Source organism: Amycolatopsis sp. NPDC045836 (assembly GCF_056431745.1).
Genome location: NZ_JBWKKF010000028.1, coordinates 52255 through 76238 on the forward strand (window position 1 = coordinate 52255; position 23984 = coordinate 76238).

Annotated in this window: 22 protein-coding genes; 16 read left to right on the forward strand and 6 right to left on the reverse strand. The window is 72.0% G+C overall.

Annotated features, from left to right (window positions below):
• Positions 1-3: 3 nt before the first annotated feature.
• From AC07EG_RS35400 to AC07EG_RS35455, 12 genes are read left to right on the forward strand one after another with little or no spacing between them, the layout of a single operon-like run.
• Positions 4-1374 carry an MATE family efflux transporter gene (locus AC07EG_RS35400; RefSeq protein WP_478257622.1) on the forward strand — a complete coding sequence of 457 codons (1371 nt, stop codon included), beginning with the start codon at positions 4-6 and terminating at the stop codon, positions 1372-1374.
• A complete protein-coding gene (locus AC07EG_RS35405; RefSeq protein WP_478257623.1) occupies positions 1367-2548 on the forward strand; it encodes an outer membrane protein assembly factor BamB family protein in 1182 nt (393 codons plus the stop codon). Before AC07EG_RS35400 ends, AC07EG_RS35405 begins: the two co-directional genes overlap by 8 nt.
• Positions 2545-4329, forward strand: a complete 1785-nt coding sequence (locus tag AC07EG_RS35410) for a M3 family metallopeptidase (protein WP_478257624.1) — start codon at positions 2545-2547, stop codon at positions 4327-4329. The genes AC07EG_RS35405 and AC07EG_RS35410 overlap by 4 nt, the downstream gene beginning before the upstream one ends.
• The gene (locus AC07EG_RS35415; protein ID WP_478257625.1) at positions 4326-4979 is read left to right on the forward strand and encodes an O-methyltransferase; all 654 of its coding nucleotides are present in this window, start codon (positions 4326-4328) and stop codon (positions 4977-4979) included. The genes AC07EG_RS35410 and AC07EG_RS35415 overlap by 4 nt, the downstream gene beginning before the upstream one ends.
• On the forward strand, positions 4976-5716 hold the full coding sequence (locus tag AC07EG_RS35420) for an SDR family NAD(P)-dependent oxidoreductase (protein ID WP_478257626.1): 741 nt from the start codon (positions 4976-4978) through the stop codon (positions 5714-5716). Before AC07EG_RS35415 ends, AC07EG_RS35420 begins: the two co-directional genes overlap by 4 nt.
• 14 nt (positions 5717-5730) lie before the next feature.
• On the forward strand, positions 5731-6999 hold the full coding sequence (gene mpaD, locus AC07EG_RS35425; protein WP_478257627.1) for a daptide-type RiPP biosynthesis aminotransferase: 1269 nt from the start codon (positions 5731-5733) through the stop codon (positions 6997-6999).
• A gap of 25 nt (positions 7000-7024) precedes the next feature.
• Complete coding sequence (locus AC07EG_RS35430) at positions 7025-8056, forward strand: 3-oxoacyl-ACP synthase III family protein (protein ID WP_478257628.1); 1032 nt, start codon at positions 7025-7027, stop codon at positions 8054-8056.
• 16 nt (positions 8057-8072) lie between these two features.
• Positions 8073-12944 carry an amino acid adenylation domain-containing protein gene (locus AC07EG_RS35435; protein WP_478257629.1) on the forward strand — a complete coding sequence of 1624 codons (4872 nt, stop codon included), beginning with the start codon at positions 8073-8075 and terminating at the stop codon, positions 12942-12944.
• Entirely contained in the window at positions 12941-13135 is a 195-nt protein-coding gene (locus AC07EG_RS35440; protein WP_478257630.1) for an MbtH family protein, read from the forward strand. Before AC07EG_RS35435 ends, AC07EG_RS35440 begins: the two co-directional genes overlap by 4 nt.
• Positions 13136-13798, forward strand: a complete 663-nt coding sequence (locus tag AC07EG_RS35445) for an FMN-binding negative transcriptional regulator (RefSeq protein ID WP_478257631.1) — start codon at positions 13136-13138, stop codon at positions 13796-13798.
• Positions 13795-14598, forward strand: a complete 804-nt coding sequence (locus AC07EG_RS35450) for an alpha/beta fold hydrolase (protein ID WP_478257632.1) — start codon at positions 13795-13797, stop codon at positions 14596-14598. Before AC07EG_RS35445 ends, AC07EG_RS35450 begins: the two co-directional genes overlap by 4 nt.
• Positions 14591-15784, forward strand: coding sequence for a cytochrome P450 (locus tag AC07EG_RS35455; protein WP_478257633.1), 1194 nt, complete (start codon positions 14591-14593; stop codon positions 15782-15784). The genes AC07EG_RS35450 and AC07EG_RS35455 overlap by 8 nt, the downstream gene beginning before the upstream one ends.
• Positions 15785-15958: 174 nt before the next feature.
• Here AC07EG_RS35455 and AC07EG_RS35460 read toward each other — a convergent pair whose 3' ends face one another.
• From AC07EG_RS35460 to AC07EG_RS35470, 3 genes are all read right to left on the reverse strand, one after another.
• A complete protein-coding gene (locus tag AC07EG_RS35460; RefSeq protein ID WP_478257634.1) occupies positions 15959-16705 on the reverse strand; it encodes a GAF and ANTAR domain-containing protein in 747 nt (248 codons plus the stop codon).
• Between the two features lie 40 nt (positions 16706-16745).
• Positions 16746-17471 carry a GAF domain-containing protein gene (locus AC07EG_RS35465; RefSeq protein ID WP_478257635.1) on the reverse strand — a complete coding sequence of 242 codons (726 nt, stop codon included), beginning with the start codon at positions 17469-17471 and terminating at the stop codon, positions 16746-16748.
• A 242-nt stretch (positions 17472-17713) separates the two neighbouring features.
• Complete coding sequence (locus tag AC07EG_RS35470) at positions 17714-18754, reverse strand: acyl-CoA desaturase (RefSeq protein WP_478257636.1); 1041 nt, start codon at positions 18752-18754, stop codon at positions 17714-17716.
• Between the two features lie 270 nt (positions 18755-19024).
• Here AC07EG_RS35470 and AC07EG_RS35475 point away from each other — a divergent pair, with 270 nt between their 5' ends.
• From AC07EG_RS35475 to AC07EG_RS35485, 3 genes are all read left to right on the forward strand, one after another.
• Positions 19025-19447 carry a DUF6292 family protein gene (locus AC07EG_RS35475; RefSeq protein ID WP_478257637.1) on the forward strand — a complete coding sequence of 141 codons (423 nt, stop codon included), beginning with the start codon at positions 19025-19027 and terminating at the stop codon, positions 19445-19447.
• Between the two features lie 237 nt (positions 19448-19684).
• Complete coding sequence (locus tag AC07EG_RS35480) at positions 19685-19879, forward strand: hypothetical protein (RefSeq protein WP_478257638.1); 195 nt, start codon at positions 19685-19687, stop codon at positions 19877-19879.
• A gap of 130 nt (positions 19880-20009) precedes the next feature.
• Positions 20010-20564, forward strand: a complete 555-nt coding sequence (locus tag AC07EG_RS35485) for a DUF5994 family protein (RefSeq protein WP_478257639.1) — start codon at positions 20010-20012, stop codon at positions 20562-20564.
• A gap of 489 nt (positions 20565-21053) precedes the next feature.
• Here the strand turns inward: AC07EG_RS35485 and AC07EG_RS35490 are convergent, their stop codons facing one another.
• A complete protein-coding gene (locus AC07EG_RS35490) occupies positions 21054-21446 on the reverse strand; it encodes an RICIN domain-containing protein (protein ID WP_478257640.1) in 393 nt (130 codons plus the stop codon).
• Positions 21447-21735: 289 nt separating this feature from the next.
• Complete coding sequence (locus AC07EG_RS35495; protein ID WP_478257641.1) at positions 21736-22050, reverse strand: response regulator transcription factor; 315 nt, start codon at positions 22048-22050, stop codon at positions 21736-21738.
• 736 nt (positions 22051-22786) lie between these two features.
• Here AC07EG_RS35495 and AC07EG_RS35500 point away from each other — a divergent pair.
• Positions 22787-22945, forward strand: coding sequence for a transposase (locus tag AC07EG_RS35500; RefSeq protein ID WP_478257642.1), 159 nt, complete (start codon positions 22787-22789; stop codon positions 22943-22945).
• Between the two features lie 484 nt (positions 22946-23429).
• Here AC07EG_RS35500 and AC07EG_RS35505 read toward each other — a convergent pair whose 3' ends face one another.
• Positions 23430-23945, reverse strand: a complete 516-nt coding sequence (locus AC07EG_RS35505) for a pyridoxamine 5'-phosphate oxidase family protein (protein ID WP_478257643.1) — start codon at positions 23943-23945, stop codon at positions 23430-23432.
• Positions 23946-23984 lie beyond the last annotated feature (39 nt).

Below are 23984 nucleotides of genomic sequence, written 5' to 3' on the forward strand. Positions count from 1 at the left end.
CCCATGCGCCACACCGAATTCACCCTCCGCAACTTCTCCGGCTTCGCCGCGATCATCTTCCTGATCAGCACGGTCAGCGTCAGCTTCGGCGCGGTGGACCTGCTGATGATCGCGCCACTGGGCGTCGAGCACGTGGCGGCGGTCGGCCAGGGCGACCTGATCATCGTGGGGCTCTTCGCCTTCTTCGGCGGTTTCGTGGACGTCTTCAGCAGCAAGCTGGCGATGGCCGAAGGCAAGGGCGAGTCCGCGCGCCGGCTGCCCGTGCTGGCCGTCGCCCTGCTGCTCACCGCGGTGGTGTGCGAGCTGGTGGCGGTGCTGCTCGCGCTGGGCACCCGCCCATTCTTCGAACTGGCGGGGCAGGACCCCGCGCTCGTGCCGCTGGTGACCGACTACACGAGCGTGCGGCTCTACAGCGTGGCCTTGCTGCTCGCCTACGTCGCGGTCAACGAGGCGCTGAAGATCAGCGGGCTGAAGAACGTCTCGCTCGTCGTGCTGGTGCTGGGCGTCGGCGCGAACGCCGGGCTGAACTGGCTGTTCCTCTACGGGCCGCCGGCGGACCGCTTCTCCTCGCCGGAGTCCGCGGTGGCCATCGCGACCGTGGGGGCACAGGCGCTGATGGCGGTGAGCAGCCTCGGCGTGTTCCTGTGGCAGGCGCGCAAGCGCGAGGACCGGTTCACCCGTCCGGCCGCCGCCGACGTCGGAGTGGAGTTCCGCGCCATGCTCAAGGTCGGCCCCGGTATCGGGGTGCGCCACCTCAACGACTACATGGGCTCCATCGTGCCGATGATGTTCGTCGGGTTGCTCGGCGTGCACGCGCTCGCGGCGTACGCGCTGGCGGCGAAGATCTACACCATCGTCTGCCGGGTGCCGCAGTCCTGCGTGACCGGTGCGTTCGTCTTCTACAGCTACGCGGTGGGGCGGGAAACTCCGCCGCCGGCGCTGCGGCGGACGGCACGGACCATGCTGCTCTACACGGCGGTGCCGACGCTGGTCTCCACCGTGCTGGTGGTGCTCTTCGCCTCGCCGCTGGTCCGCTTCTTCAGCGACGGCACCGTGGACGAGGGGCTGGCCGTGGCCATGCTGTTCGCGTTCATGGCCACGGTGCCGCTCTACATCTTCGAGGCGGCCTACGGCGAAATGCTGACCGTGCACCAGCGCGGTGGGCTGCTGTCGGTCTCGTCCACGCTGACCACCTGGCTGATCATGATCCCCCTGGCGGTCTTCGGTGTGCTGGTGCTGGAATCGGCGCCGCTGGCGATCGCGCTGGGCGGGGTGGTCGCCACCGCGGTGCAGGTCTGGCTCTTCTGGCGGGCGCTGCACCACACGCACTGGACCACCGCCGGGAATCAGGCCACCGGGGTGCCCATTGGCTGAGCTCGCCGCGTTCCGGCACGATCCGGTCAAGTCGGTCCTGCCCGGCGGACCGGAGGGTGCCTGGCACTGGGACAGCGAACCCATCGTGTGCGGGTACACCAAGCTGACCTACGACAACCCCGAACTGGGCACGGTCCCGGTATCGGTGAGCGCCAGCCCGGCCGTGCTCGGCGGGATCGGCGTGGTGGTCGCCTCCGACGACGGCTTCGTCCGGTGCTACGACCAAGACCTGGGCAAGGTCTACTGGACCCGGCGGCTCAACAGCGGGGTCTACGCCTCGCTGCTGGTGGACGCGGACCGCGGCCGGATCGTGGTGGCGGGCACGGCCGGCCTGGTGGTCTGCTTCGACCTGCGCGGCGCGCTGGTGTGGTCGGCCGAGATCGGCTCGCAGGTCTGCGCGACCCCGGTGGTGCTGCCCGGCGGTGACGTGCTGGTGGTGGCCGCCTTCCACGGCCGGTGCGTCGGCCTGGACCTGGCCACCGGGGCGCGGTTGTTCGAACGCGAGCTCCCACGCCCGTGGGCCGCCGACCACGGCGGTGTGGCTTCCTACCGGGACCCGTACGCGAGCCCGGTCGCCACCGGTGCCGGGAACGCGGTGCTGTGCTGCGCCGAGCACGTGCTCTGCCTCGCGCCCGACGGTGCCGAGCTGTGGCGCACCGAGGTCGGCCAGGGCATCAAGGCTTCCCCGGTCGCGCTGCACGAGCTCGGCGAGATCGCCGTCTGCCCGGTCGATGGCCGGTGCCTGTTCCTCGACGAGCGCACCGGCGCCCCGGTCGCCGGTGTGGACCTGGGGGACAAGGTGATCGCCAGCCCCGCGGTGTCCGGCGGGGTGCTGGCGGTGGGCACGCAACGCGGGGACGCGCTGGGGGTGGACGTCCGCGCGCGCCGGGTGGCCTGGACCGCCCGGCAGGCCGGGCCGCGGTCCTACACCTCGTTCAGCGTGCTGCCCGGCGGTGCCTTCACCGCCACCGCCGACCGGGGCAACGTGGTCTGCCTCGACCCCGCCGGCGGACGGCTCCGCTGGGAGACCAGCCAGGTGCTCGGCCTGCCCGAGCACGAACCCGCCATGGACATCACCCCGGTGGCCGGCCTCGACGGCAGGCTGTACTGCGCCTCCTACGCCGGTGACGTCTACGAATTCCGCTTCCGACCCGACAAGGGGGCCCGCCGGTGAGCAGGGAACAAACGCTGGACCCGGGCATCGCGCCCGATCGCGACAGCATCACCTCGATCGAGGAGTCGCTGGACACCATGCTGGCCCGGTTGCGGGTCATCGCCGCCGAGCCGGCGCTGACCGAGCAGACGCTGGTCGAGGTGATGGCGATCTACAACAACGTCGCCTACGTCTTCCTCTACCTGGAAGCGATCGACGACGAGGTGAATCACGCGCGGCTCGCCCCGCGCCGCGCCGCCTTCCACGAGGACGACGAGCTGGATGCGCGGCTACTGACCCTGCTGGAGGGGTTGCGCTGCGAAGATCCCGAGGTCGAGCGCGCCCGGCTCGAGTACGCCGACCAACTGCGCCGCAGCGCGGTCCACGACCCCACGGCCGACCGGAAGATCGAGGAACTGCTCGGGCGGGCGAAGACCGTGCTGGAGCGGATCGACGCGGACCAGGCGCAGCTGCTGGCGCGCATCGGCGCCGGCGCGGAGGCGGGCAATCCGCAGGCCGTCTACTACAAGCTGATCAGCGGAGCACCCGCCGAGGCGACGCGCGACAAGCTCGGCCGGGCCTGGCGAGCACAGCGCGACCGGCATACCGGCGACCTCGTGTCGCTTCTCGATTCGATGACCGAGGTCCGCCGGGCGGACTGCGCGGCCACCGGGCAGCCGAGCGTGCTGGCCAGGTCGCTGGCCCGCAGCCAGGTCAGCGAGGCGGAGGTCGGCGACTTCCTCGACCGCTACCTGCGGCGGGCCCGGGCCGGGCACGAGGAGCTGGCGGCGGAGATCCGCGCGGTCACCGGCAGTTCGGCGGGCGATCCGATGGACCACTTCGGGCACGCGGTGCAGCGGGTGTTCGCCGGGCGGCCGACCCCACTGTTCGTGCTGGACGAGTGCCTGGAGTTCATCCTGCTGGTCACCCGCGGTGTGTTCGGCCTCGACCTGCGCCGGGTGCCCGAACCACACCCCGGCATCCTGTCCTACGACGTGCACGGCGAGCACGGCACAGTGCTCGGGCAGATCAAGTTCGACCTGTGGGGCAAGGGCGGCAAGTACGCGGCCAACCACACCAACGGCATCCGCAACCGCACTGACTGGAACGGGGTGGTGCAGCGGCCGGTGGCGTACGTGGCCTGCCGGTTCCAGTCCGGACCCGACCGCACCAGCCGGATCACCTTCCAGAACGTGCACAGCCTGTTCCACGAGTTCGGCCACGCGCTCAACCACGTGCTGGTGCGGGGAAACCTGTCCTTCCAGTCCGGACTGGAGTACCTGCCGCCGGAACGCCTCGAATGCCTGAGCATGTGGTTCGAGAAGTGGGTGTACCACCCCGAGTTCGCCCGCCACCTGACCCTGCCGCCGGACGACGCCGACGCGGTGGCGCGGTGCGGGCGGGTCAAGCGGATCGAATACCGGCGCACCTACCTCGAGCGCGCGTTGTCGGCCGCGCTCGACTTCGAGGTCAACCGCGCGGCCGAGGGCGGCCTGCGCGCGGCGTGGGAGCGGCTGGACGACCGCCACGGCGTGTCCGAGCTGGTGGAATTCGGTGCCTTCCCGGCCTACTTCACCTGGCCGATGTACGTGGCCAAGCCGGGCGCGAACTTCAGCTACATCTGGGGTTCGGCGGACAGCTGCGCGAAGTTCCTCCTGTTCGGCGAGCTGGAACTGACCGAAATCGCCGCGCGCCCGGAACTGCGCGAGGCGTTCACCGCGTGCTTCGACTTCGGCGCGCCGTCCGAGCCGCCGGACACCGCGGCGGTGTTCACCTTCTTCGACGCTGCGAGACTCGCATGAGCAGCTTCCCGCTGGGTTACGCCCGGTCGGTGCTCGGGCCACGTGATGAGGTGCTCGACGAGGTGCTGCGCCGGTCGCTGCACGCGGGCATGCCCACCATCCAGGTCGACGACAACGCCGGGCGGTTGCTCCAGTTGCTGACCGCCGTGCACCGGCCGCGCCGGGTGCTGGAGATCGGCACGTTGTTCGGCTATTCGACCATCCACCTGGCCAGGGGGCTGCCGGCGGGCGGCCGGATCACCACGCTCGAACTCGACCCGGCGGCGGCCGTGCTCGCCGAGGAGAACTTCGCCGCCGCCGGGGTCGAGGACCGGATCGAGGTGGTGGTCGGTGACGCGCTGGACCTCCTGCCCGAGCTGGCGCCGGAGAGCTTCGGCCTGGTTTTCGTGGACGCCGACAAGAGGTCCTACCCCGCGTACCTCCGGCACGTCTTCCCGTTGCTGGTGCCCGGCGGCCTGCTGATCGCCGACGACGCGTTCGCCGCGGGCGACTTCACCGGCGAGGCGGAGTCCACTTCGGACACCGGGGATGCCGACGAGGTCCGCGGCATCGTCGGCTACGCCGGCGCGGTGGGTCGCAGTCCTCGGTTGCTGTCCGCGTTCGCCGGTACCGCGCACGGCCTGCTGATCAGCCGCAAGGAGGACCGATGAGCGACCGGCGCGCGCTGGTGACCGGGGCGAGCAACGGGCTGGGCCGGTACCTGGCCACCCGGCTGGCCGACCGGGGCTGGACGGTGACCGGTGCCGGCCGCGGTCCCGGCGGCGGACCCGGCTTCGACTACGTCCGGGCGGACCTTTCCCGGTGGGACACGCTCCCGGAGCTGGCGGACCGGGTCGGCGGCACGCCCGACCTGGTGGTGCACTGCGCCGTCACCTACCCGCACCACGAGCCGGCCTCCCGCACGCCGGAGGAACTGGAGCAGGTGTTCCGGGTCAACGCGCTGGCGCCGTACCTGCTGACCCAGCGCCTGCTGGCGGACAAGCCGGCGGACCGGTTCTGCGCCTGCGTGGTGGTGAATTCCGAAGTGGTCTACGGCGCGGACGCGAACTCCGCGACCTACGCGGCGAGCAAGGCCGCGCTGCGCGTGCTCACCACGGGGCTCGCCGACTCGGCGCGGGAGAACGCGAGCGTGTCCACGCTGCTGCTGGGGCCACTGGACAGCGAGGACAAGCGCGCGTCGGTGCGGTCGCTGGCAGCGCGGCAGGGACTGACCGAGGAAGAGATCACCCGCCGGTTCCTGCGCCGGTCCAACCCGAACCTGGTGATCGACACCTTCATCGGCTACGACGCCTGCCTGCGCAGCGTCGAATACCTCTTCGAGCTCGGCCCGATCGCCAACGGCATGGTCTGCCGGCTCGACGGCGGCTCCTCGGGCTCATTGGTGTGAAAGGAAAATCCGCGATGACAACAGCTTCGCCTGTCGCGCAGGCGTTGTGGCCGTCCATGCTCCCGGTCGACCGGCAGGGCCGTGACGACCTCTGCGCCGTTTCGGCCCAGGGGGTCCGGATCCGCTATGCCGACGGCCGCGAGCTGTTGTGCGGCACGAGCGGCCTGTGGAACGTCAACCTGGGCTACGGGAACCCGGTGGTCGCCGACGCCATCGGCCGCGCCCTGCGCGAAGCGTCCTACCTCAGCGTCTACCAGTACGAAAACGCCTACGCCCGCGACGCGGCGTCGGCGCTGGTCGACCTCGCGGGGAGCGACCACTACGGCCGGGTGATCTTCTCCACCTCGGGTGGGGCCGCCAACGACCTCGTGCTGAAGCTGGCCCGGCACCACCACGTGCTCAACGGGGACGGCGACCGGCGCGCGATACTCGCCCTTTCCGGTTGCTGGCACGGGCTGACCTACGGCGCCTTCGCCCTCACCAGCGACAACCTCGGGCAGCGGATGTACGGCGTCGACCGGCGGCTGGTGGTGCACGTCCCGCCGAACGACCCGGCCACCCTCACCGCCACGCTGGACCAGCACGGCCCGCTGATCGCCGCGATGGTCGTCGAACCGGTCCAGGGCACCGGCGCGGTGCCGCTGTCCCCCGAGTACGTCGCCGAACTGCTGCGGTTGCGCGACGAGCACGGCTTCCTGCTGGTGGCGGACGAGGTCGCCACCGGGTTCGGCCGGACCGGCACCTTCTTCGCGACCGACACCTGGCCGTCGCGCCCGGACGTCCTGATCACCTCGAAGGGGCTGACCAACGGCACCAGCGCGGCGGCCGCGGTGATCGTCTCGCACGCCGTGGCCGACGGCTTCACCACCGGCAACGCACTGGTGGCCCACGGGGAGACCCAGGCGGGTACACCACCGACCAGCGCCGCGATCCTGGCCACCATCGAGGAGGTGCACCGCCTGGACGCGGTGGCGAACTCGGCGAAGCTCGGCGCGCGCCTGGACACCGAGCTCGCCGCACTGGCGGCCGAGGAACCACTGGTGACCGCGACGACCGGGCTGGGGTGCTTCCGCTCGGTCCGCCTGCGCGGCAAGGACGGCGCCGGGCCACTGCCCGGTTCCGAGGTGCCCGCGGTGATCGAGGCGATCCGTGACGCGGGCGCGGTGGTGCACGCCGCTCCGGACGGCATCCAGCTGGTGCCCGCGCTGACCTACACCGACGACGAACTGTCCGAACTGCTCGCCTCCGTGCGGGCGGGCCTGGCCGCGTACGCGGCCGGCTGATCCGAAGCTGCCGAGGAGGAACCGGGTGACCGTCGAACCGGCCGTGGACTTCGGGGTGCTCGCGATGGCGAGCAGCCTCGGTGAACCGCGCCGGGCCGGTGCGGACGCGGCGGCCCACGGGGTGAGCGCCGAGCACGTGGCCGGTCTCGGGTACACGCGGTACCACCGGGCCGCCGACGGGGTCACCACAGCGGACCTCGCCGCGGCCGCCGGGCGCACGGCGCTGGAGCGGGCCGGGGTGGACCCGGCCGAGGTGGACCACCTGGTGGTGGCGAACGGTGCCACCGTGCCCGACTACCTCAACTGGGACGCCTCCACCGCGGTGGCCGCCCGGCTGGGCCTCGACCGGGTGCCCACCCTGCTGCTCACCCAGGGCTGCGCGGCGGCGGTGCTGGCGTTCCAGCAGGTCGCCGGCCTGTTCGCCACCCGGCGCGAGACCGAGGTGGTGCTGCTGGTGGCGGTGGACAAGGTCAGCGAGCGCCACGTCCGGCGCATGGGTGCGACGACGGTGGACAGCGACGGCGCGGCGGCGGTGGTGTTCCGCCGCGGCCACCGCGGGCTGCGGTGGCTGGCCACCGAACAGCACACCGACGCCCGGTACGCCGACTTCTTCCGGTTGGAGTACTGCGGCAGCGCCGCCGCCTGCGCGCCCGACGCTCGGCGCAACCTCACCGTCGACCCGGCGCTGCAGGTCTACCGGCACTTCGCCACCGACCCCGACGGGCTCGTCGAGTGGTCCGCGGAGGTCGATCGCCGGGTGGTCGACGCGATCGACGGCGCCTGTGCCCGCGCGGGCACCGAGCGCTCGGCGCTGTCCCGGCTGATCCTGCTCAACGACAACCAGCCTTCGCTGCTCGCGGTCGCGCGGGCGGCGGGCGTGCCGGAGGACCGGACCAACGCGCGGCTGGCCGCGGTGCTGGGCCACTTCGGCGGGGTCGACCCGCTGGTGAGCCTGAGCCTGTACCACGAGCGCGACCTGCTGGCCCCCGGCGAACTGGTGGCGCTGGCCGGCCTGTCCTCGGGCATGCACTGGTTCTGCACGCTGCTCGAAGCCTGAAGGGGGACTTCCGAAAATGACCCAGGTTCCGGCCGTGCTGGCCCGCCAGGAGAGCCTGCCGCGGCTGTTCGCCGCGCAGGTGGCGCGGACACCCGAGGCGATCGCCCTGGTCTCCGGGGCGACTTCGCTGACCTACGCCGAACTCGACGACCGGTCCCGGCGGCTGGCCGGGGTGCTGCGGGCCCGCGGAATCGGCCCGGGGCAGGTGGTCGGCCTGCGGTTGCCCCGGTCCGCCGGGCTGCTGGTCGCCCTCCTCGCGGTGCAGCGCACCGGAGCGGCCTACCTGCCGCTCGAACCCGAGCACCCGGCGGAGCGGATCCGCTTCATGCTGGCCGAAACCGGCGCCGCGCTGGTGCTGTCCGGAGGCACCCCGGCGGACAGCGTGCCTTCGCTGGCCATCGACGGCGGAGGGCGACCGCTCGACCCGGTAGCAGGCCTTGCTGCGTCCACAGTGGACGATTTGGCTGGGGACGGGGGACCGGTCGATCCGGACAGCCCGGCGTACGTCATCTACACCTCGGGATCGACCGGCCGGCCCAAGGGCGTCATCGTGCCGCACGGCGCGCTGGCGAATCTGCTCGTGTCGATGCGCCGCATCATGCCGCTCGACGGTGGCGACCGGTTCGTGTCGGTCAGCGCGGCCGCGTTCGACATGTCCGTGCCGGAGTTCTACCTGCCGCTGGTCCAAGGCGCCGCGGTGGTGCTCGCCGACGCCGGGACGGTGCGCGACCCGCGGTTGCTGGCCGGACTGCTGACCAGCAGCGGCGCCACGGTCCTGCACGCCACGCCGTCGCTGTGGCGGGCACTGCTCGCCACGGAGCCGGAGGGACCGCGCAGCGTCCGCGGGCTGAGGGCGTTCACCGGGGCCGAGCCGCTGTTCGCCGACCTCGCCACCCGGCTGCGGGAAGTGGCGGCCGAGGTGGTCAACCTCTACGGGCCCACGGAGACCACCGTCTGGTCCACCTGGGCCAAGATCGACCGGGACGGCGACTCCGTGCCGATCGGCAGGCCGCTCGACAACACCCGGTTGCACGTGCTCGACGCGGCACTGGAACCGGTGGTGCCGGGACAGACCGGCGAGCTGTACATCGCCGGTGCCGGGCTCGCCCGCGGATATGCCGGACGGCCCGCGCTGACCGCCGAACGGTTCGTGGCGTGCCCGTTCGGCCCGCCGGGCGAGCGGATGTACCGCACCGGCGACCTGGTCTGCGAGAACGAGGCGGGGGAGCTGGTCTTCGTCGGCCGCGCCGACCACCAGGTCAAGGTCCGCGGTTTCCGGGTCGAACCCGGTGAGGTGGAAGCGGCGCTGGAGAAGCACCCCGGCGTGCTGGAAGCCGTGGTGGTGGCCCGCGGGGACCGGCTGGTCGCCTTCGTCGTGCCCGCACCGGGGAAGGCACTCGACGGCGACGAGGTGCGGCGCCACGCCGCCCACCTGCTGCCGGAGTACCTGGTGCCGTCGGCCTGCCTGGTCCTGGCGGCCCTGCCGCGCACGCCCAACGGGAAGCTGGACCGGGCGGCACTGCCGGAGGACCGGATCCCGCGCGTCTCCCGGCCGCCTCGCTCGGCAGCCGAACGGCGGATGGCCGCGGTGTTCGCCGACGTCCTCGACCTCGGCGAAGTGGGCCGGGACGACGACTTCTTCGCCGTCGGCGGGCATTCACTGCTGGCCACCCGCCTGGCCGCCGCGGTGCGCTCGGAGTTCGGCGTGGAACTGCCGATCGCCGCGCTGTTCGAGGCGCCGACGGTGGCTTCGCTGACCGGAATCGTCCAATCGGGACTCGAACGGGCGCGCCCGGCACTGCGCCCCGGCGCCCCGGCGCGGGCTTCCTACGCGCAGGAGCGGTTGTGGCTCGTGCAGGCCACCGATCCGCAGGGCTGCACCTACAACATGCCGCGGGCCTGGCGGCTGACCGGACCGTTGGACCGGGCCGCGCTCGCCGCGGCGGCGGAGCAGACCTTCGCCCGCCACCGCAGCCTGCGCACCGTGTTCACCGACGTGGACGGCGTTCCCCGGCCACGTCTGCTGGACCACGGCCCGGTGCTCGAATTCCGGACCATCCGCCGCGCCGAGCTGGCCGAGGCGCTGACGGCGGTCGCGCGGTACCGCTTCGACCTGTCCGCCGAGCCACCGGCACGCGCGGTCCTGTTCAGCTTCGGCGAGGACGGGGACGAACACGTGCTGGTGCAGGTGGTGCACCACATCGCGGGCGACGGGTGGTCCGACGGCGTGCTCGCCGACGACCTGTCCAGGGCCTACGCGGCGCACCGCGAAGGTATCCGGCTCGGCTGGGGGCTTCCCGCGATCGAGTACACCGATTTCGCGAGCTGGCAACGGGAGCTGGTCGACGGCACCGGGCGCGGGGTGGCCCAGCTCGCGTACTGGCGGGCGGAGCTGGCCGGGCTGCCGCAACCGCTGCCGCTGCCGGCGGACCGGCCACGGCCACCGGTCGCGGGCCACCGCGGTGGCGAGGTGCCCTTCACCGTGCCGGAAGGGGTGCTGGCCGGGCTGCGCGCGGTCGCCGCCCGGCGCGGGGCGACCGTGTCGATGATCCTGCAGGCGGCGTTCGCCGCGCTCCTGCACCGGCTGGGTGGCGGTACCGACATCGCGCTCGGCGCGTTGTCGGCCGGGCGCACCGAGGATCCGTCGGTCGGTGTCGTCGGCTACTTCGGCAACACCTTCGTGCTGCGCGTCGAGGTGTCCGGCGAACTGCCCTTCGAGACCTTGCTGCACCGCACGCGGGCGAAGGCGCTCGCCGCGTACGACCACCTTGACGTCCCGTTCGAGCAGGTGGTCGCCGAAGTGGCGCCGGAGCGTTCCAGCGCCTTCCACCCCCTGTTCCAGGTGGCGCTGGCCTGGCACGACCGAGAGCTCGCCCACCCGTGCCCGGACTTCGGCGAGGTGGCGGTGGCACCGGAACCGGTGCACACCCGCACCGCGAAGTTCGACCTGTTCGTCAACGTCAGCGAACTCGGCGACGGCGCTGCGGCGGGCACCGTGGAATACGCGGCGGACCTCTACGACGAACGGACCGCCGAACAGCTGGCTGCCCGCTTCCTGCGCGTACTGGCGCAGGTGGCGGCGGATCCCACCCGCCCGGTGGGCGAGCTGGACCTGCTCTCCGCCGCGGAACGGCATGAGCTGCTGGGCGGCTCGCCTGCCGCACGAGCGGCGGGATCGGTGCCGGAACTCGTTTCCCGCCAGGCCGCCCGCACCCCGGACACGATCGCGGTGCGCAGTGGCGGTGACTCGGTGACCTACCGCGAGCTGGAGCGGCGCGCCGGCGAGGTGGCCGCGGCGCTGCGTGCCCGGGGTGCCGGCCGCGGCAGCGTGGTCGGCTTGGCCCTGCCGAGGACCGCGGACCTGGTCGCCGGCCTGCTCGGCATCCTCCGATCGGGCGCGGCCTACCTACCGGTCGACCCGCGCTGGCAGGGGGAACGGCTGCGCCTCATCCTGGCCGACGCGCGACCGGCGCTGCTGCTCACCGACGCGCGGACCGAACCGGGGCTGCCCGGCACGGGCACACCGCGGTTGCTGGTCGAAGAGATCGGCACCGCAGAAAGCGAGTTCCCGCGACCGGAACCGGATGATCCGGCCTACCTGATGTACACCTCGGGTTCGACCGGGCAGCCCAAGGGCGTGGCCATCTCCCACGCCACCGTGGTCGGCGATGTGCTCGCGCTGGCCGACCTGGTCGCGCCGGACGGCGTCGGCACGGTGCTCGCCACCGCGTCGGTGAACTTCGACGTCTCGGTGTTCGAAATCTTCACCGCGTTGTTCACCGGCGGCACCGTGGACCTCGCCAGAGACCTGCTGGCGCTCGAGGAACGGGAGAACTGGACGGGCACGGTGCTCAGCGCGGTGCCTTCCGTGCTGAACGAGGTGCTCGACCGCGTCGGCGGCCGGGCCCGGCCGGAAACCGTCGTGTTCGCGGGCGAGGCACTGCGGGCGGCGGTGGCCCGGCGCGTCCGCGCGGTGTGGCCCGAGGCCCGGCTGGTCAACGCCTACGGGCAGACCGAATCCTTCTACGCCACGGCCCACGTCCTCCCCGGCGAGCCCGGGGACGCCGGCACGGTGCCCATCGGCGTGCCGTTGACCGGGATGCGTGCCTATGTGCTCGACGCGCGCCTGGAACCGGTGCCACCCGGGGTGGTCGGTGAGCTGTACGTGGCGGGAGAGCTGGGAGCCGGTTACCACGGCAGGCCAGGGCTCACTGCTGAGCGGTTCGTCGCCGATCCGCACGGACCCGCCGGGGCCCGCATGTACCGCACGGGCGACCTGGCGCGGTGGACCGCGGAAGGTGCGCTGGAGCACACCGGGCGCAGCGACGACCAGGTGAAACTTCGGGGTTTCCGGGTGGAGCCCGCCGAAGTGGAGTCGGCGCTCGCCGGGTGCCCGGGGGTCGTCGAAGCCGCGGTGGTCGTGCGCACCGACCCGGAACCGCGGCTGGTCGGTTACGCCGTGGGCGGGGGAGTGACCGAAGCGGGACTGCGGACCGCGCTCGCCGAGCGCCTGCCCGACTACCTGCGCCCGGCCGCACTGGTGGTGCTCGACCGCCTGCCGGTCACGCCCAGCGGGAAGCTCGACCGGTCGGCGCTGCCGGAACCGCCACCGCCGTCCGCCGCCGCGGAGGAACCGCGCACCGAGGACGAACGCCGCCTGGCCCGGCTCTTCGCCGAGGTGCTGGGTATCGAGCGGATCGGCGTCGGCGACGACTTCTTCGCGCTGGGCGGCCATTCGCTCAAGGTCGCCGCGCTCGCCGGGCGCATCAACCGGGAGTTCGGCGTGCGCTGCGCCATGACCGACATCATCAGGAATCCCACCGTGGCGCGGTTCGCCGCCGAAGTCGTGCCGAAGTGGACGATCGAGAACGCTGGGGGAACACCGTGACGCACCCGTTCGAGGACGACACCGCGGAGTACGCCGTGCTGGTCAACGACCGCGGCCAGTACTCGGTCTGGCCCGCCGGGAAGGCGGTGCCCGGCGGCTGGCAGGTCGCACGGGACCGGGGGACCAGGGCAGAGGCGCTGGCCTTCGTCGAAGAGCACTGGCACGCCCTGCGCCGGGAAGTGGTGGGCTAGGTGTTCGTCCCCGCCCCCTACCGCGTACCCGACCCCGCATGGGTACTGGACCTCGTCCGCCGGTTCCCGCTGGCGCTGCTGGTGAGCTCCGGCGCGGGCGAACTGCTGGCCACCCACCTCGCCGCGATCCCGGTGCCCGAGTCCCTGCGCCACGGCACCGGGGAGACCGGGCTGGACGGCACGGTCTTCTTCGGGCACCTGAACCGGGCGAACCCGCACTGGCGTGCCCTGCGCGACGGGGCTCCCGCGTTGCTGGTCTTCAGCGGCCCCGACGCCTACGTGTCCCCGCTGGTGGCCGGCACCCCGGCGGACTCGTCCGCGCCCACCTGGAACTTCGCCGCCGTCCACCTGCGAGGAGCGGTGGAGCCGCTCGAAGCCGGTGGCACGCTGGAAGTGCTCCGGGCGACCGTGGCCGCCTACGAACGCGACCACGGCGACGGCTGGGACCCAGCCGGGTCGGTGGCCTACTTCCGCGAGCTCGTGCCCGGGGCTGCCGCGTTCCGCTTCCACGTGTCCTCGGCCGAGGCGATGTTCAAGCTGAGCCAGGACAAGCCGGTGGAGGTCCGGCAACGGGTCATCGAGGGCTTCACCGCGCACCCGTCGGGCCGTGTGCGCGAGGTCGCCGACACCATGCGCCGCATGGACCTCGGCGCGCACGGATGAGCGGCACGCAGTTCGTCGCGGCGGGCAGCCGGCTCCGGTACCAGATCGTCGGCGAGGGCGAGCCCGTGTTGTTCACCGGCAACACCGCCGTGCCCGCGGTCAGGATGCGGGCGCTCGCCCCGCTGCTCCCCGGCTGCCGCCTCATCCTGGTGGACCACCTCGGCCCGCCGGACACCACGGTGGAGGCGATCGCCGAGCACTGCGGAAGGCTGCTCGACCACCTGGACGCGGACGCGTGGGTGTGGGGGTATTCGCAAGGTGCCTGCGTGGCCCAGGAACTCGCCCTGGCGCGGCCCGACCGGGTCCGCGGCGCGGTGCTGACCGCCACCCGCGGCAGGCTGTCCCGGTTCCTGGAGCACTACTTGCTCGCCTGCGAGGAGCTGCACGGGGTGTCGGACAGCGTGATCGCCTGCTTCACCCTGCTCGCCGAGGCGCCCGCCGAGCTGCTGGGCGACGACGACCACGCGGAGTTCGCGCTGCACCAGGCGCTGACCGTGCACCGGGACCTGGACCCCGAGCGCGACCGGCGATCCCTCCGCGTCTCGGCGGCCTACGGCGACCGGCTGGCGGAGCTGCGCGGGGTGCGCGTGCCCTGCCTCGCGGTGTCCTTCGGCGCGGACCTGATCTGCCCGCCCGCCCTCGGCCGCGAAGTCGCCGCCGCCATCCCTTCGTGCGAGTACGCGGAAATTCCCGGTGCGGGGCACGGCGGCCTGGTCACGCACGCCGTGGAGGTGCTCGATGCGGTCACCGGATTCATCGAGCGGCACCGTGCCGGCGCGAGGAGGAGTAACCATGCCTGAAACCACGCCCGGCGGGCTGAGCTGGGCGGCACCGGAGTTCGGTGCGGACCCGTACCGCGCGGTCGAGCCGTACCGGGACCGGCCCCTGGTCTTCGACGAGCAACTGCGGGGGTGGCTCGCCCTGCGCTTCGGCGATGTCGCGGATCTGCTGCGCAGCCCGCGTTTCGCCAAGAACCCGGCGAAGGCGCTCGACGGGCCGTACACGCGGTTGCAACGGGCCATGGCCGGGTCGTCGATGATGTTCATGGACGACCCGGACCGCGGCCGGGTGCGCGGGCTGGTGAACCGGGCGTTCACCCGGAGCCGGGTCGATGGCCTGCGCCCGCAGATCGAGGCGATCGCGCACAGCCTGCTCGACGCGGTTGAGGGGGCGGAGTCTTTCGACGTGATGTCCGCCTACGCCGCGCCCTTGTCGATCACGGTGATCGCCACCATGCTCGGTGTCGACGAGGCCGACCGCGACCGGTTCAAGGACTGGTCGGAGGACCTGGCGCGCGAGTACGATCCGGCGCTGCCCGAGGAAACCAGGCAGCGCATCGCGCGCTCGCGCAACGAGCTGGTGCTGTACTTCATCGAGGTGATCGACGCGCGGACCGCCGAGCCGCGCGACGACCTGATCACCGCGCTGGTGCACGCCCACAGCGAGAACGGGCAGCTGAGCCTGGAGGAACTGCTTTCCACGCTGGTGATGCTGCTGGTAGCGGGCAATCTGACCACCACCGACCTGATCGGCAACGGGGTGCTCGCCCTGTTGGAGCACCCCGAGCAGCTCGACCTCCTGCGTCGCGAGCGGTCGCTGGTGCCGCGTGCGGTCGAGGAGGTGCTGCGCTACGACAGCCCGGTGACCACCACCGATCGCATCGCCACCGCGGACGGGGAGATCGGCGGCTGCCCGGTCCGCCGGGGTGAATGGGTGTGGGCCGCACTGGTCGCCGCCAACCACGACCCGGCCGCCCACCAGGACCCCGCCCGCTTCGACCTCACCCGCGACCGCGTCGACCACCTGTCCTTCGGCATCGGCTCCCACTTCTGCCTCGGCGCGCCGCTGGCCAGGCTGGAAGCGCAGATCGCCTTCGACGTGCTGCTGGACCGCTGGCCCACGCTGGAACTGGATCCGGGCGTCCCACCGAAGCGCCGCGCCATCCCCGCCTTCCGGGGGCTGGAGCAACTGGTGGTTCGCCGTTAGGAGCTGTTGCCGAGCCGGGCCGTTGCTCCGGGTCAGCCCGTGAGCCCGGCGGCCGCCCAGGTAGTGTCATGCGCCAAGACCGGTGGCCCTCCGAGTGCAGCCGGACTCGACACGGCACGGGCCGCACCGGGCGACGAACTCGCCGTGCGCCTTCCGGGCTGACCACGCCCGGTGTCAGCGGGGCCGGGTCACCGGGGACTCGGCCAGCACGGCGGTGGGGGCGAGGTGGCGATCGGCCAGGGCGCGGGCCACGTCGCTGAGCCGGAGGTGGTTGCGCCGGGCGTAGCCGCGCAATGCCGTGAACGCCGCGTCCATGCCCAGCCGCCCGCTGGCCGCGAGCACGCCCTTGGCCTGCTCGATGATCACCCGGCTGTGCAACGCGGTCTGCAGCTGCTCGGACAGGACCTCACCCCGGCGGACGGCGCGTTCGTGGAGGATGCCGATGGTCGCGGTGTCGGCCAGGCCCTGCGCCAGCGCGACGTCGTCCGCGGGCAGTGCTCCCGGCGAGTGCCCGAACAGGTTGAGCGCCCCGATCGTCTGCCGGCGCAGCCGCAGGGGCACCGCGTGCACCGACGCGAATCCGTCGCTGGCCGCTTCGGCCGCGAACCGCGGCCAGCGCGCCGCCTGGGCGGCGATGTCGGCCACCAGCACCGGTGCGCTGGTGGTGAAGCACTCGACGCACGGGCCCTCGCCGATGTCGAGCTGGAACAGCTCCAGCAGGCGTGCTCGCTCGGTGGAGGAGGCGAGCACCTGCAGCCCGCCCCGCTCGTCGGCCAGTGTCAGCCCGGCGGCCGCGACGTCGAGCAGTTCCACGCACCGCTGCACCAGCGTGTGCAGCAGGTCGACGACGTCGTAGTCGTCGACCAGCGTGTCCGCCAGCGCGACGAACGCCCGGACAACCTGCCGTTCACGGTCGGCCATGCCACCCCCTCCTGGTTCGCCGGCTGCTTTCATGGTGACCTCACCGGAACTCCTCGTCCAGCCGCAGCCGTCTGGCCACGATGTCGCCCGCGACCTCGAGCAGGGAACGGCCGTGTCCGAAGGAGTAGGCCCGCAGGCGGGCCAGCGCGGCGGAAGCGGGCAGGTCCAGGTGCGCGATCAGCATCCCGGTGGCCTGGTGCACGTCCCGGTAGCGCATCCCCGCACCGTCCATCCACCGCCCGTCGCCGTCGAGCCAGCGATCGTCCCCGCTGCCCAGCCCCGACAGGGCGAGCGCGGCGATGTCGGCCACCTGCAACGCCGTCGACAGCTCGGCGGCGTCGAGCGAGCCCGGCGTCGAGCGGTAGGTGGCGAGGGTCGCCACCCGGACCGCCCCGATCTGCACCGGGAAGGTGAACAACGCCGCCGCCGGGTACGCCGCGGCTTCGGTGGCGAACACCGGCCACGCCGTGGGCGAACCCGCGGTCAGATCCGGCACCAGAACCGGTCCGCCGACGGCGGACGCCTCGAAACACGGTCCCTCACCCAGGGAAAACTGGAGCTCCGCCAGGGCCGTGCTCACCACGTCACTGGCGTAGACGATCTCGCTGTGCTCGGTGCCGGCCACCACCGACACCGCCGCGCCGTCCACCGGCAGCAGGCGTGCACACGCCCGGCACACCCGGCCGACGACATCGACCCCGCTGCCGGCGCCGCCCTCGCCCAGCGCGGCGAGCACACTCGCCCGCAGGACCTCGATCTCAGCCACCGCGAACCCACCGGCGGGCTTCCCGTTCCCACCTCCGGTCCCCTCCGGGCCGGTGTTCGTGATCGCCACCCCAACCCGGAGGTGACCAGGTCCGGAGCAGCAGCGCTGCCGCGGTTGCGTTCACCGGGCGTACCCGCCCGGCGAGGGGGCAGGAGGTGCCCGGAAGCGCGGGTTCGGCGACCCGGTCACCCGAACCCGCGGTCCGGCTCGGGCGGCGAGGCGGTGGCCGGCGCCGGCCGTCATCACCGGGTCCCGCCGCTCGGGTGCTTCCGCGCGGGAGCCTCGTCGAGCAAGCCGCGCTCCAGCTTGCCGAACCCGCGAGGTGCGGGCGCGTAGCCGGGGTTGAGCTTGCGGGCCAGGCGATCGGGCTTGGGCCAGCGGACTTCGGTGGCCCAGCCGAGCTTTTCGAAGAGCCAGATCAGGCGCGCGGACATGTCGAGCTGACCGCGGCGGACGCCGTGACGGGCGCCGGTGGGGTCGGCGTGGTGGGAGTTGTGCCAGGACTCACCCATGGACGCGATGGCCAGTGGCCAGAAGTTCGCGGACTTGTCGCGGGCGGCGTAGGGCCGGTCACCGATCAGGTGGCACAACGAGTTCACCGACCAGGTGACGTGGTGCAGCACCGCCACCCGCACCAGGCTGGCCCAGAAGAACGCGGTCAGCGCCCCCCACCAGGACATCGTCACCAGGCCGCCGATCAGCGCGGGGCTGAGCAGGGTGGCCACGGTCAGCGCGGGGAACCAGCGATCGATCCGGACGAGGTCGCGATCGGCGAGCAGGTCGGGGGCGAAGCGCTGCGCGTTGGTCTTCTCCCGGTCGAACAGCCACCCCATGTGGGCGTGCCAGAAGCCCTTGGCCAGCGCGGCGGCGGAAGTGCCGTAGCGCCACGGGGAGTGCGGGTCGCCTTCGCGGTCGGCGTAGGCGTGGTGGCGGCGGTGATCGGCGACCCAGCCGATCACCGGGCCCTGCATGGCCATGCTGCCGGTGACGGCCAGCGCGATCCGCAGGCCGCGGTTGGCCTTGAACGCGCCGTGGGTGAAGTAGCGGTGGAAGCCGATCGTCACCCCGAGCCCGGTCAGGAAGTAGAACCCGGCCGCCAGCGCGACGTCGAGCCAGCCAAGGCCCCACCCCCACGCGAACGGCACCGCCGCGGCCAGCGCCAGCAGCGGCACCACCGCGAACAGCTTGACCAGGAAGGTTTCGGTGCGGGACTTCTCACCGGCGAGGATCGGCGCCGCGGCCTTGGGGGACCCGGCCGACGGCCGGTCCAACGTGCGTGTCATCTCAATCGCCTCTTTTCCGTGACGTACCTGTCCGCCGGGGTCTGGGGCGATCAAGTTCCGGGTAACCCGCTGACGGGGGTTCAAACCGGAGGACTGTGGAGGCTGCCGAAACGTCCTCGCCGCTGACGAGGGGGAGCCCGCGAACCGTCCTGCGCGAGCGGGAGCAACCGCTGGTTACAACGAACGAACCACGGCAATGATTCCCGGGCGGGAGGATTCGTTCGGGCGCCCGCCGGGCCCGCCGGGCGGCGGCCCTCTAGCGTGGCGGGTGTGGAGCACCCTGAACCTGACACCCGGACCCTCGAGCGCGCCCTCCGCCAGTACGTGCGGGCGGTCGCGGTCGCGGTCGGCATCCCGGAGGAGAGCACCACGGTGGAGATCAGCGACACGGCCACCGCTTACCTCGGGCTGCCTCGCCGGTGGCCCGACCGGCCCGACCACGACGTCATGCTGGTGTGGAACGAACGGCGGGGCTGGTCGCTCGCGGTGGAAACCGATCCCGCCGCGGCTCCGATCGTCCTCGCGCACCGGACCGGCGACCTCGTGCCCGCCCCGGACGCGATAGCGCGGTTCGTCGCCGACACCGCCGCCGGAAACCATCCCGCTCAGGCTTTTCCCGGTCCGGAGCTCACCACGAGCCGCGGGTCGCTGGCCGAACGGCTGAAGCCCTACCTGCGCGACGCGCCGGGCTGACCGCTGGTGGGCGTTCGTGACACCAGGGCACCGCGTCACCCGCCAAGCCGTTCCCAGCCAGGGCAGGGTCCCTCGGCGTGCGTCCGCGCCGGGACGGTCGCTGTCCCGGAGTCTGCTCATCTCTCGCGTGCCGTGGCTCCCGGGCCCGGCGACCGTGGATCGCCAGGACGCGCCATCGCCGTTGCGTGACGCGTGCGGAGCAGCGCGGCCGAGTTCGCCCCGGCGGGCTGGAGGTCGATGACGATCACCGGTGGCCGCACGCGAGCCGCGGCCTGGGCCAGGTGCGCGTCGGTGGTCGAGCCGCAGCCCATCACCGGTAGGCCGCTGACCGCGGACCGCCGGGTGGGCAGCGTCGTGCTCGACGTCGTCACCGCCGCATGCCTGGCGTCACTGGGCAACCGGGCACCTCCTGCTGTCCTGACCGGGGTGTAGTGTCAGCGGTGTCCGAGAGCAACTCGTGCGCGGGTGGTCAAGTCCGCGCCGTCCTCGGCCTCGTCCGGCTTACCTCGCCGGGGACGGGAGCACCGGCATGAAGTCGGGCCCGCACACCAGTATTCCGGCCGTGAACGGCCCCCGATTCCTCCGGGCGGGCACGCGCCTGCGCCTGAAGCCCCAGGCTTCCGCCACCGGGTACGTCGATGGCGCGTGGTGGCCGCGATCGCCCGATCTCGTCGAGGAACTGCCCGGTCTGCTGACGGTGCTCGGCGTCCGGTTGCAGAGCGTCGAAAGGCTCACCTACCACCTGGAGAGCTGGCCGGGAACGCCACGGCGGATCACCGTCGCGGACCGGGCGGTCCGGCTCGAAGGGTTCCGTGCGCAGCCGGTGGGCACGGTGACCGCCATCGGGACCGGCGGGAAGCTGACCCTGCTGGTGGTACCACCGGAAACCGAGCCCGAACGCGCACACGACGTGGTGATGACCGCGGCACACCGGGACAACACCGACAACGCCGCCACCTTGCTCGGCGTGCCGCGCGCACCCGGGTTCAGCCCGGTGGAGGTGGCCGGCGCGTTGCCGGCCGAGACGGAGCGCCGGGAAACCGACGGCGGGCGCATGCCTGGGCCGCGCACGGTTTCCTGGGGGCTGCCCTCGAAGCCAGCTGGTGAGGGTGGCTAGGCCGATCACGCCTTGGTAGGAGGTGGCGGTCTTGTCGAAGGCCGGTGGCCGTCCACCGGTCCGGCCCCTTGCGTGCGCGAACGGCCTGTTGGTCACGGCGTTCCGGAATCGTGGCGGGGATGCCCCGTTGGCGCAGCTGGGCCGCGGATCGCTCGGGAGGAGTATCCCTGCGAGCCTTGTGGAGAATGCCGTTGATCACCCGGCGGTCGTCCACGCGAGGGCGGCCCTTGACGCCCGAGGCGGGCAACCAGGGTTCGACCACCTGCCACTGCTCGTCGATCAGCTCATGCCTGCGCACCACAACCCGAGAGCAAAGCAGGTCAACCACACCAGCTTTGAGGGCAGACGCTAGGGCGTTCCGCCCGAATCTTGCGGACGCCGGTAGCGGTACCGCTGGCCGACAGCCGCGGTCGTCATCGACGCCCACGGTCGAACCCGGCTGCCGGAACGCCCCCGCCGGGGTGGCGGAGGCGTTCCTGGCAGCGGGTTCTACTGGCTCACCTGCGCCAGGCGCCAGTGCTGGTTGGCGCCGCCCCAGCAGTCGCCCTGCAGGACGTTGGCACCGTGTGCCAGGCTCTGGTCCTGGACGTCCAGGCACTTGTTGCTGTGCTGGGCGCGGACTTCGTAGTAGCCGTTGCCGACGTGGGCCAGGCGCCAGTGCTGGTTGGCGCCGCCCCAGCAGTCGCCCTGCAGGACGTTGGCGCCGTGGGCGACGCTGGCGTCCTGCACGTCCAGGCATTTGTCGCTGTGCTGGACACGCAGTTCGTAGTACTGGGCCGCCGCGGTGTCCGACAGGACCGGACCCGGGGTGGCCGTCGCCCCGACGGCCACCCCGGCGTTCCCCAACAGCGCCGTCGCGACCGTGACCAGAAGTGTCGTCACAGCTTTCATGTTTCCTCCCCGGGTAGCGGTGCTGTACGCACTCAAACAGTGACGGAACGGCCGCCGGGTGCGTATCCCCGAAATTCGGGATTGCCGGGTGCGCGGGATGTCCGGGCACCCGATTCAGACGCGCACCGCCTACCAGGGCGGGAGACCTGTCGCCCAGCCGGCCGGCACCCCACCGGCCGGAGCGTTCTGCAGCACCGGATCCGGCTTCCACCGAACCCGGACCAGCGGGGATTTCCAGCGGCTGACCACCGACACCGGCGCCCGTCCGGGTGTGCCTGGGTCATCCACCGAGCGCGGTGATCAACTCGTGGCGGACGTGCAGCCCGGTCTTGCGGAAGACCGCGCGACGGTGGTCGCTGACCGTGTGCACGGAGACGCCGAGCCGGCGGGCGATCTGCTTGGGTGCGGCCGCGTTGTGCAACTGCTCGACGACTTGCCGTTCCCTGGGGGTGATGCCATACCAGAAGCACAGGGCGGGCAGGAACTGGTCCGCGGTCGCCGCCTGGATGACCACGGCCACGTCGGCGCCGAGCCGCTCTCCCAGCGGTTCGGCCTGGCAGGCCAGCCAACGGCCGTAACTCGCTGAGAAACCCACCACCAGAGTGGAGGCGGCCTGGGAGCGGGTCGTCGCGGCGGACAAGCCGGCGAAGAAGGTCCTGTCGGTCCACGCCGGAGCGCTCTGCCTGCTGCTCAGGCACCGGCGCCATTCGACGGCGTGTGGCGTGGCTTGGCGGATCTTGTGGTCCGGCCGATGACGACGCCCGGCGGCGGGCCGGCGACCGCGACAAGCGCGGCGTAGCGCTCGTTCAGGGTGAGCATCCGGCGCGGTTGGCGGTCTGCCGCCGGGTCGAAGGTGTGCTTGCCAGCCGGTCGATCAGCGCGCAGGACGCCGAGAGGTCCGGCACCGAGGCCGTGTCAGCGCCGTGGAGGTGCTCGGCCTGTTCGACCGCGTGCCGATCGACTCGCCGGTTCCTCGTTGAGCACCTCAACCTGTCGGGGCGCACCCAGCATGACGCCATGACAGAGACCGAGGATCGGCCCGAAGAGGAGTACGCCCAGTGCCTCGAGGACGGAAGAGAACAGTTCGCCTGGGTTATGCGGGTCTACGGCTCCATGACGCCGGAGCAGGCCCGCGAGGCAGCCATCGGTCAATACCCGTACGAGGCATCCGGTACCTACTTACGCGGCCTCGTCTTCCACGAGCCGGCATGGCATTGGGCGATGCTCGCTCTCAAGGGCGGGGGCTGCTGGTTGCGCTATCCAGCCCTCGCTGAGCCCCGGCCGCATACCGCGCGCTCGACTCGATGGAGCCGGATGATTTGCTTTGATCTGTGGCTGTGGTGCGCAGAAACGAGTTGGCCGATGAGCAGTGGCAGGCCATCGCGCCGGTGCTGCCCGTCTCAGGCGCGAAGAAACGTCCGCGGATGGACGACCGCCGGGTGATCAACAGGATGTTGTTCAATGGCCACAACGGGTGTGGCCTGGCGTGACCCGCGCCAGCACGCCGCCGGCGCCCGACCGCGTCCCCTGCAGGGGCGTGCGGCGGACGCAGCGAGCCAGGTGATCATGCCATCGGCCGCTCCCGCGGCGGATCCACCACCACGATCCACCTGGCCCGCGACGGCCACGGCCGACCGCTGTCGATCGTGCTGACCGGCGGCAACTGGAAGAAGAACACCGCCTGCGCTTGACCATCGACGCGTTCCGTCGGCTCACCGATCCCCGCGAGGCGGGCACCGAACTCCAGACCACCAGTCTGAAAAGACGAGAACGCCAGGCTCGCCGAACAACGTTCGCGACCTCCCCGCCGTCAGGAAGCCGAGGATCAGCGGCCCATGCAGGTGAACCAGGACATATCTCACGTCACTCTTGCGGCACGACGCTGCCCCCCGGAAGCGGCCGTTTCCACTGGGTGGCTGGTGTTGAAGGGTCCGACACCAGCCACCCAGAGGGCCTGTTTTCATGAGCCAGCGATCACTTGGGGATGAGCTTCGCGGCGTCGGGGGCGTAGACGGTCATCCAGTGCGGGCGCAGGCGGTAGTAGAACACGTCCTTGTCCCAGTCGGAGTGATCGCCGTAGAAGTCCTTGAGGTATGTGAGCAGGTCTGGCCAGTCTGCGGCCGGTTCGTCGTCCTCGGGGTTGAGTATCTCCACCGTGCCGTGCGTGAACACTCCCAAGTCCTCGCCGCGCATGTGCGCGACGCTGGCGGCGGGGCGGGCCGCGAGGTGGCGGGCCTTGGCGGCGTTGCGTGCTGTGCCGAAGTACCACTTGCCGTGCAGGAAGTGCCCGTCCACGCCGCTGATCCGCGGCTCGCCCTTCGCCGTCACGGTGGACAGGGCGAGGGTGCACATGCCGACCAGGATCTGGGTGAGCTGCTCGGCGGTAGCAGTGTGCTCGGTGACGATCGAACGGAGGTGATCGGTGGAGCGGGACAGGGAGGCGTCGAGCAGGGCCTGGAGCTCATTGAGTTCTTCGGGTGTTTCGCGCATCAGTGCACGATAGCCACCGCTGACCCATCCTCAGCATCA

What these genes read in the sequence shown, in the direction of transcription:
- AC07EG_RS35480 (WP_478257638.1), top strand. Translation starts at nt 19,685, where the DNA reads ATGACGATCACCGGTGGCCGCACGCGAGCCGCGGCCTGGGCCAGGTGC.
- AC07EG_RS35450 (WP_478257632.1), top strand. Translation starts at nt 13,795, where the DNA reads ATGAGCGGCACGCAGTTCGTCGCGGCGGGCAGCCGGCTCCGGTACCAG.
- mpaD (WP_478257627.1), top strand. Translation starts at nt 5,731, where the DNA reads ATGACAACAGCTTCGCCTGTCGCGCAGGCGTTGTGGCCGTCCATGCTC.
- AC07EG_RS35455 (WP_478257633.1), top strand. Translation starts at nt 14,591, where the DNA reads ATGCCTGAAACCACGCCCGGCGGGCTGAGCTGGGCGGCACCGGAGTTC.
- AC07EG_RS35470 (WP_478257636.1), bottom strand. Translation starts at nt 18,754, where the DNA reads ATGACACGCACGTTGGACCGGCCGTCGGCCGGGTCCCCCAAGGCCGCG.
- AC07EG_RS35505 (WP_478257643.1), bottom strand. Translation starts at nt 23,945, where the DNA reads ATGCGCGAAACACCCGAAGAACTCAATGAGCTCCAGGCCCTGCTCGAC.
- AC07EG_RS35415 (WP_478257625.1), top strand. Translation starts at nt 4,326, where the DNA reads ATGAGCAGCTTCCCGCTGGGTTACGCCCGGTCGGTGCTCGGGCCACGT.
- AC07EG_RS35460 (WP_478257634.1), bottom strand. Translation starts at nt 16,705, where the DNA reads ATGGCCGACCGTGAACGGCAGGTTGTCCGGGCGTTCGTCGCGCTGGCG.
- AC07EG_RS35435 (WP_478257629.1), top strand. Translation starts at nt 8,073, where the DNA reads ATGACCCAGGTTCCGGCCGTGCTGGCCCGCCAGGAGAGCCTGCCGCGG.
- AC07EG_RS35400 (WP_478257622.1), top strand. Translation starts at nt 4, where the DNA reads ATGCGCCACACCGAATTCACCCTCCGCAACTTCTCCGGCTTCGCCGCG.
- AC07EG_RS35420 (WP_478257626.1), top strand. Translation starts at nt 4,976, where the DNA reads ATGAGCGACCGGCGCGCGCTGGTGACCGGGGCGAGCAACGGGCTGGGC.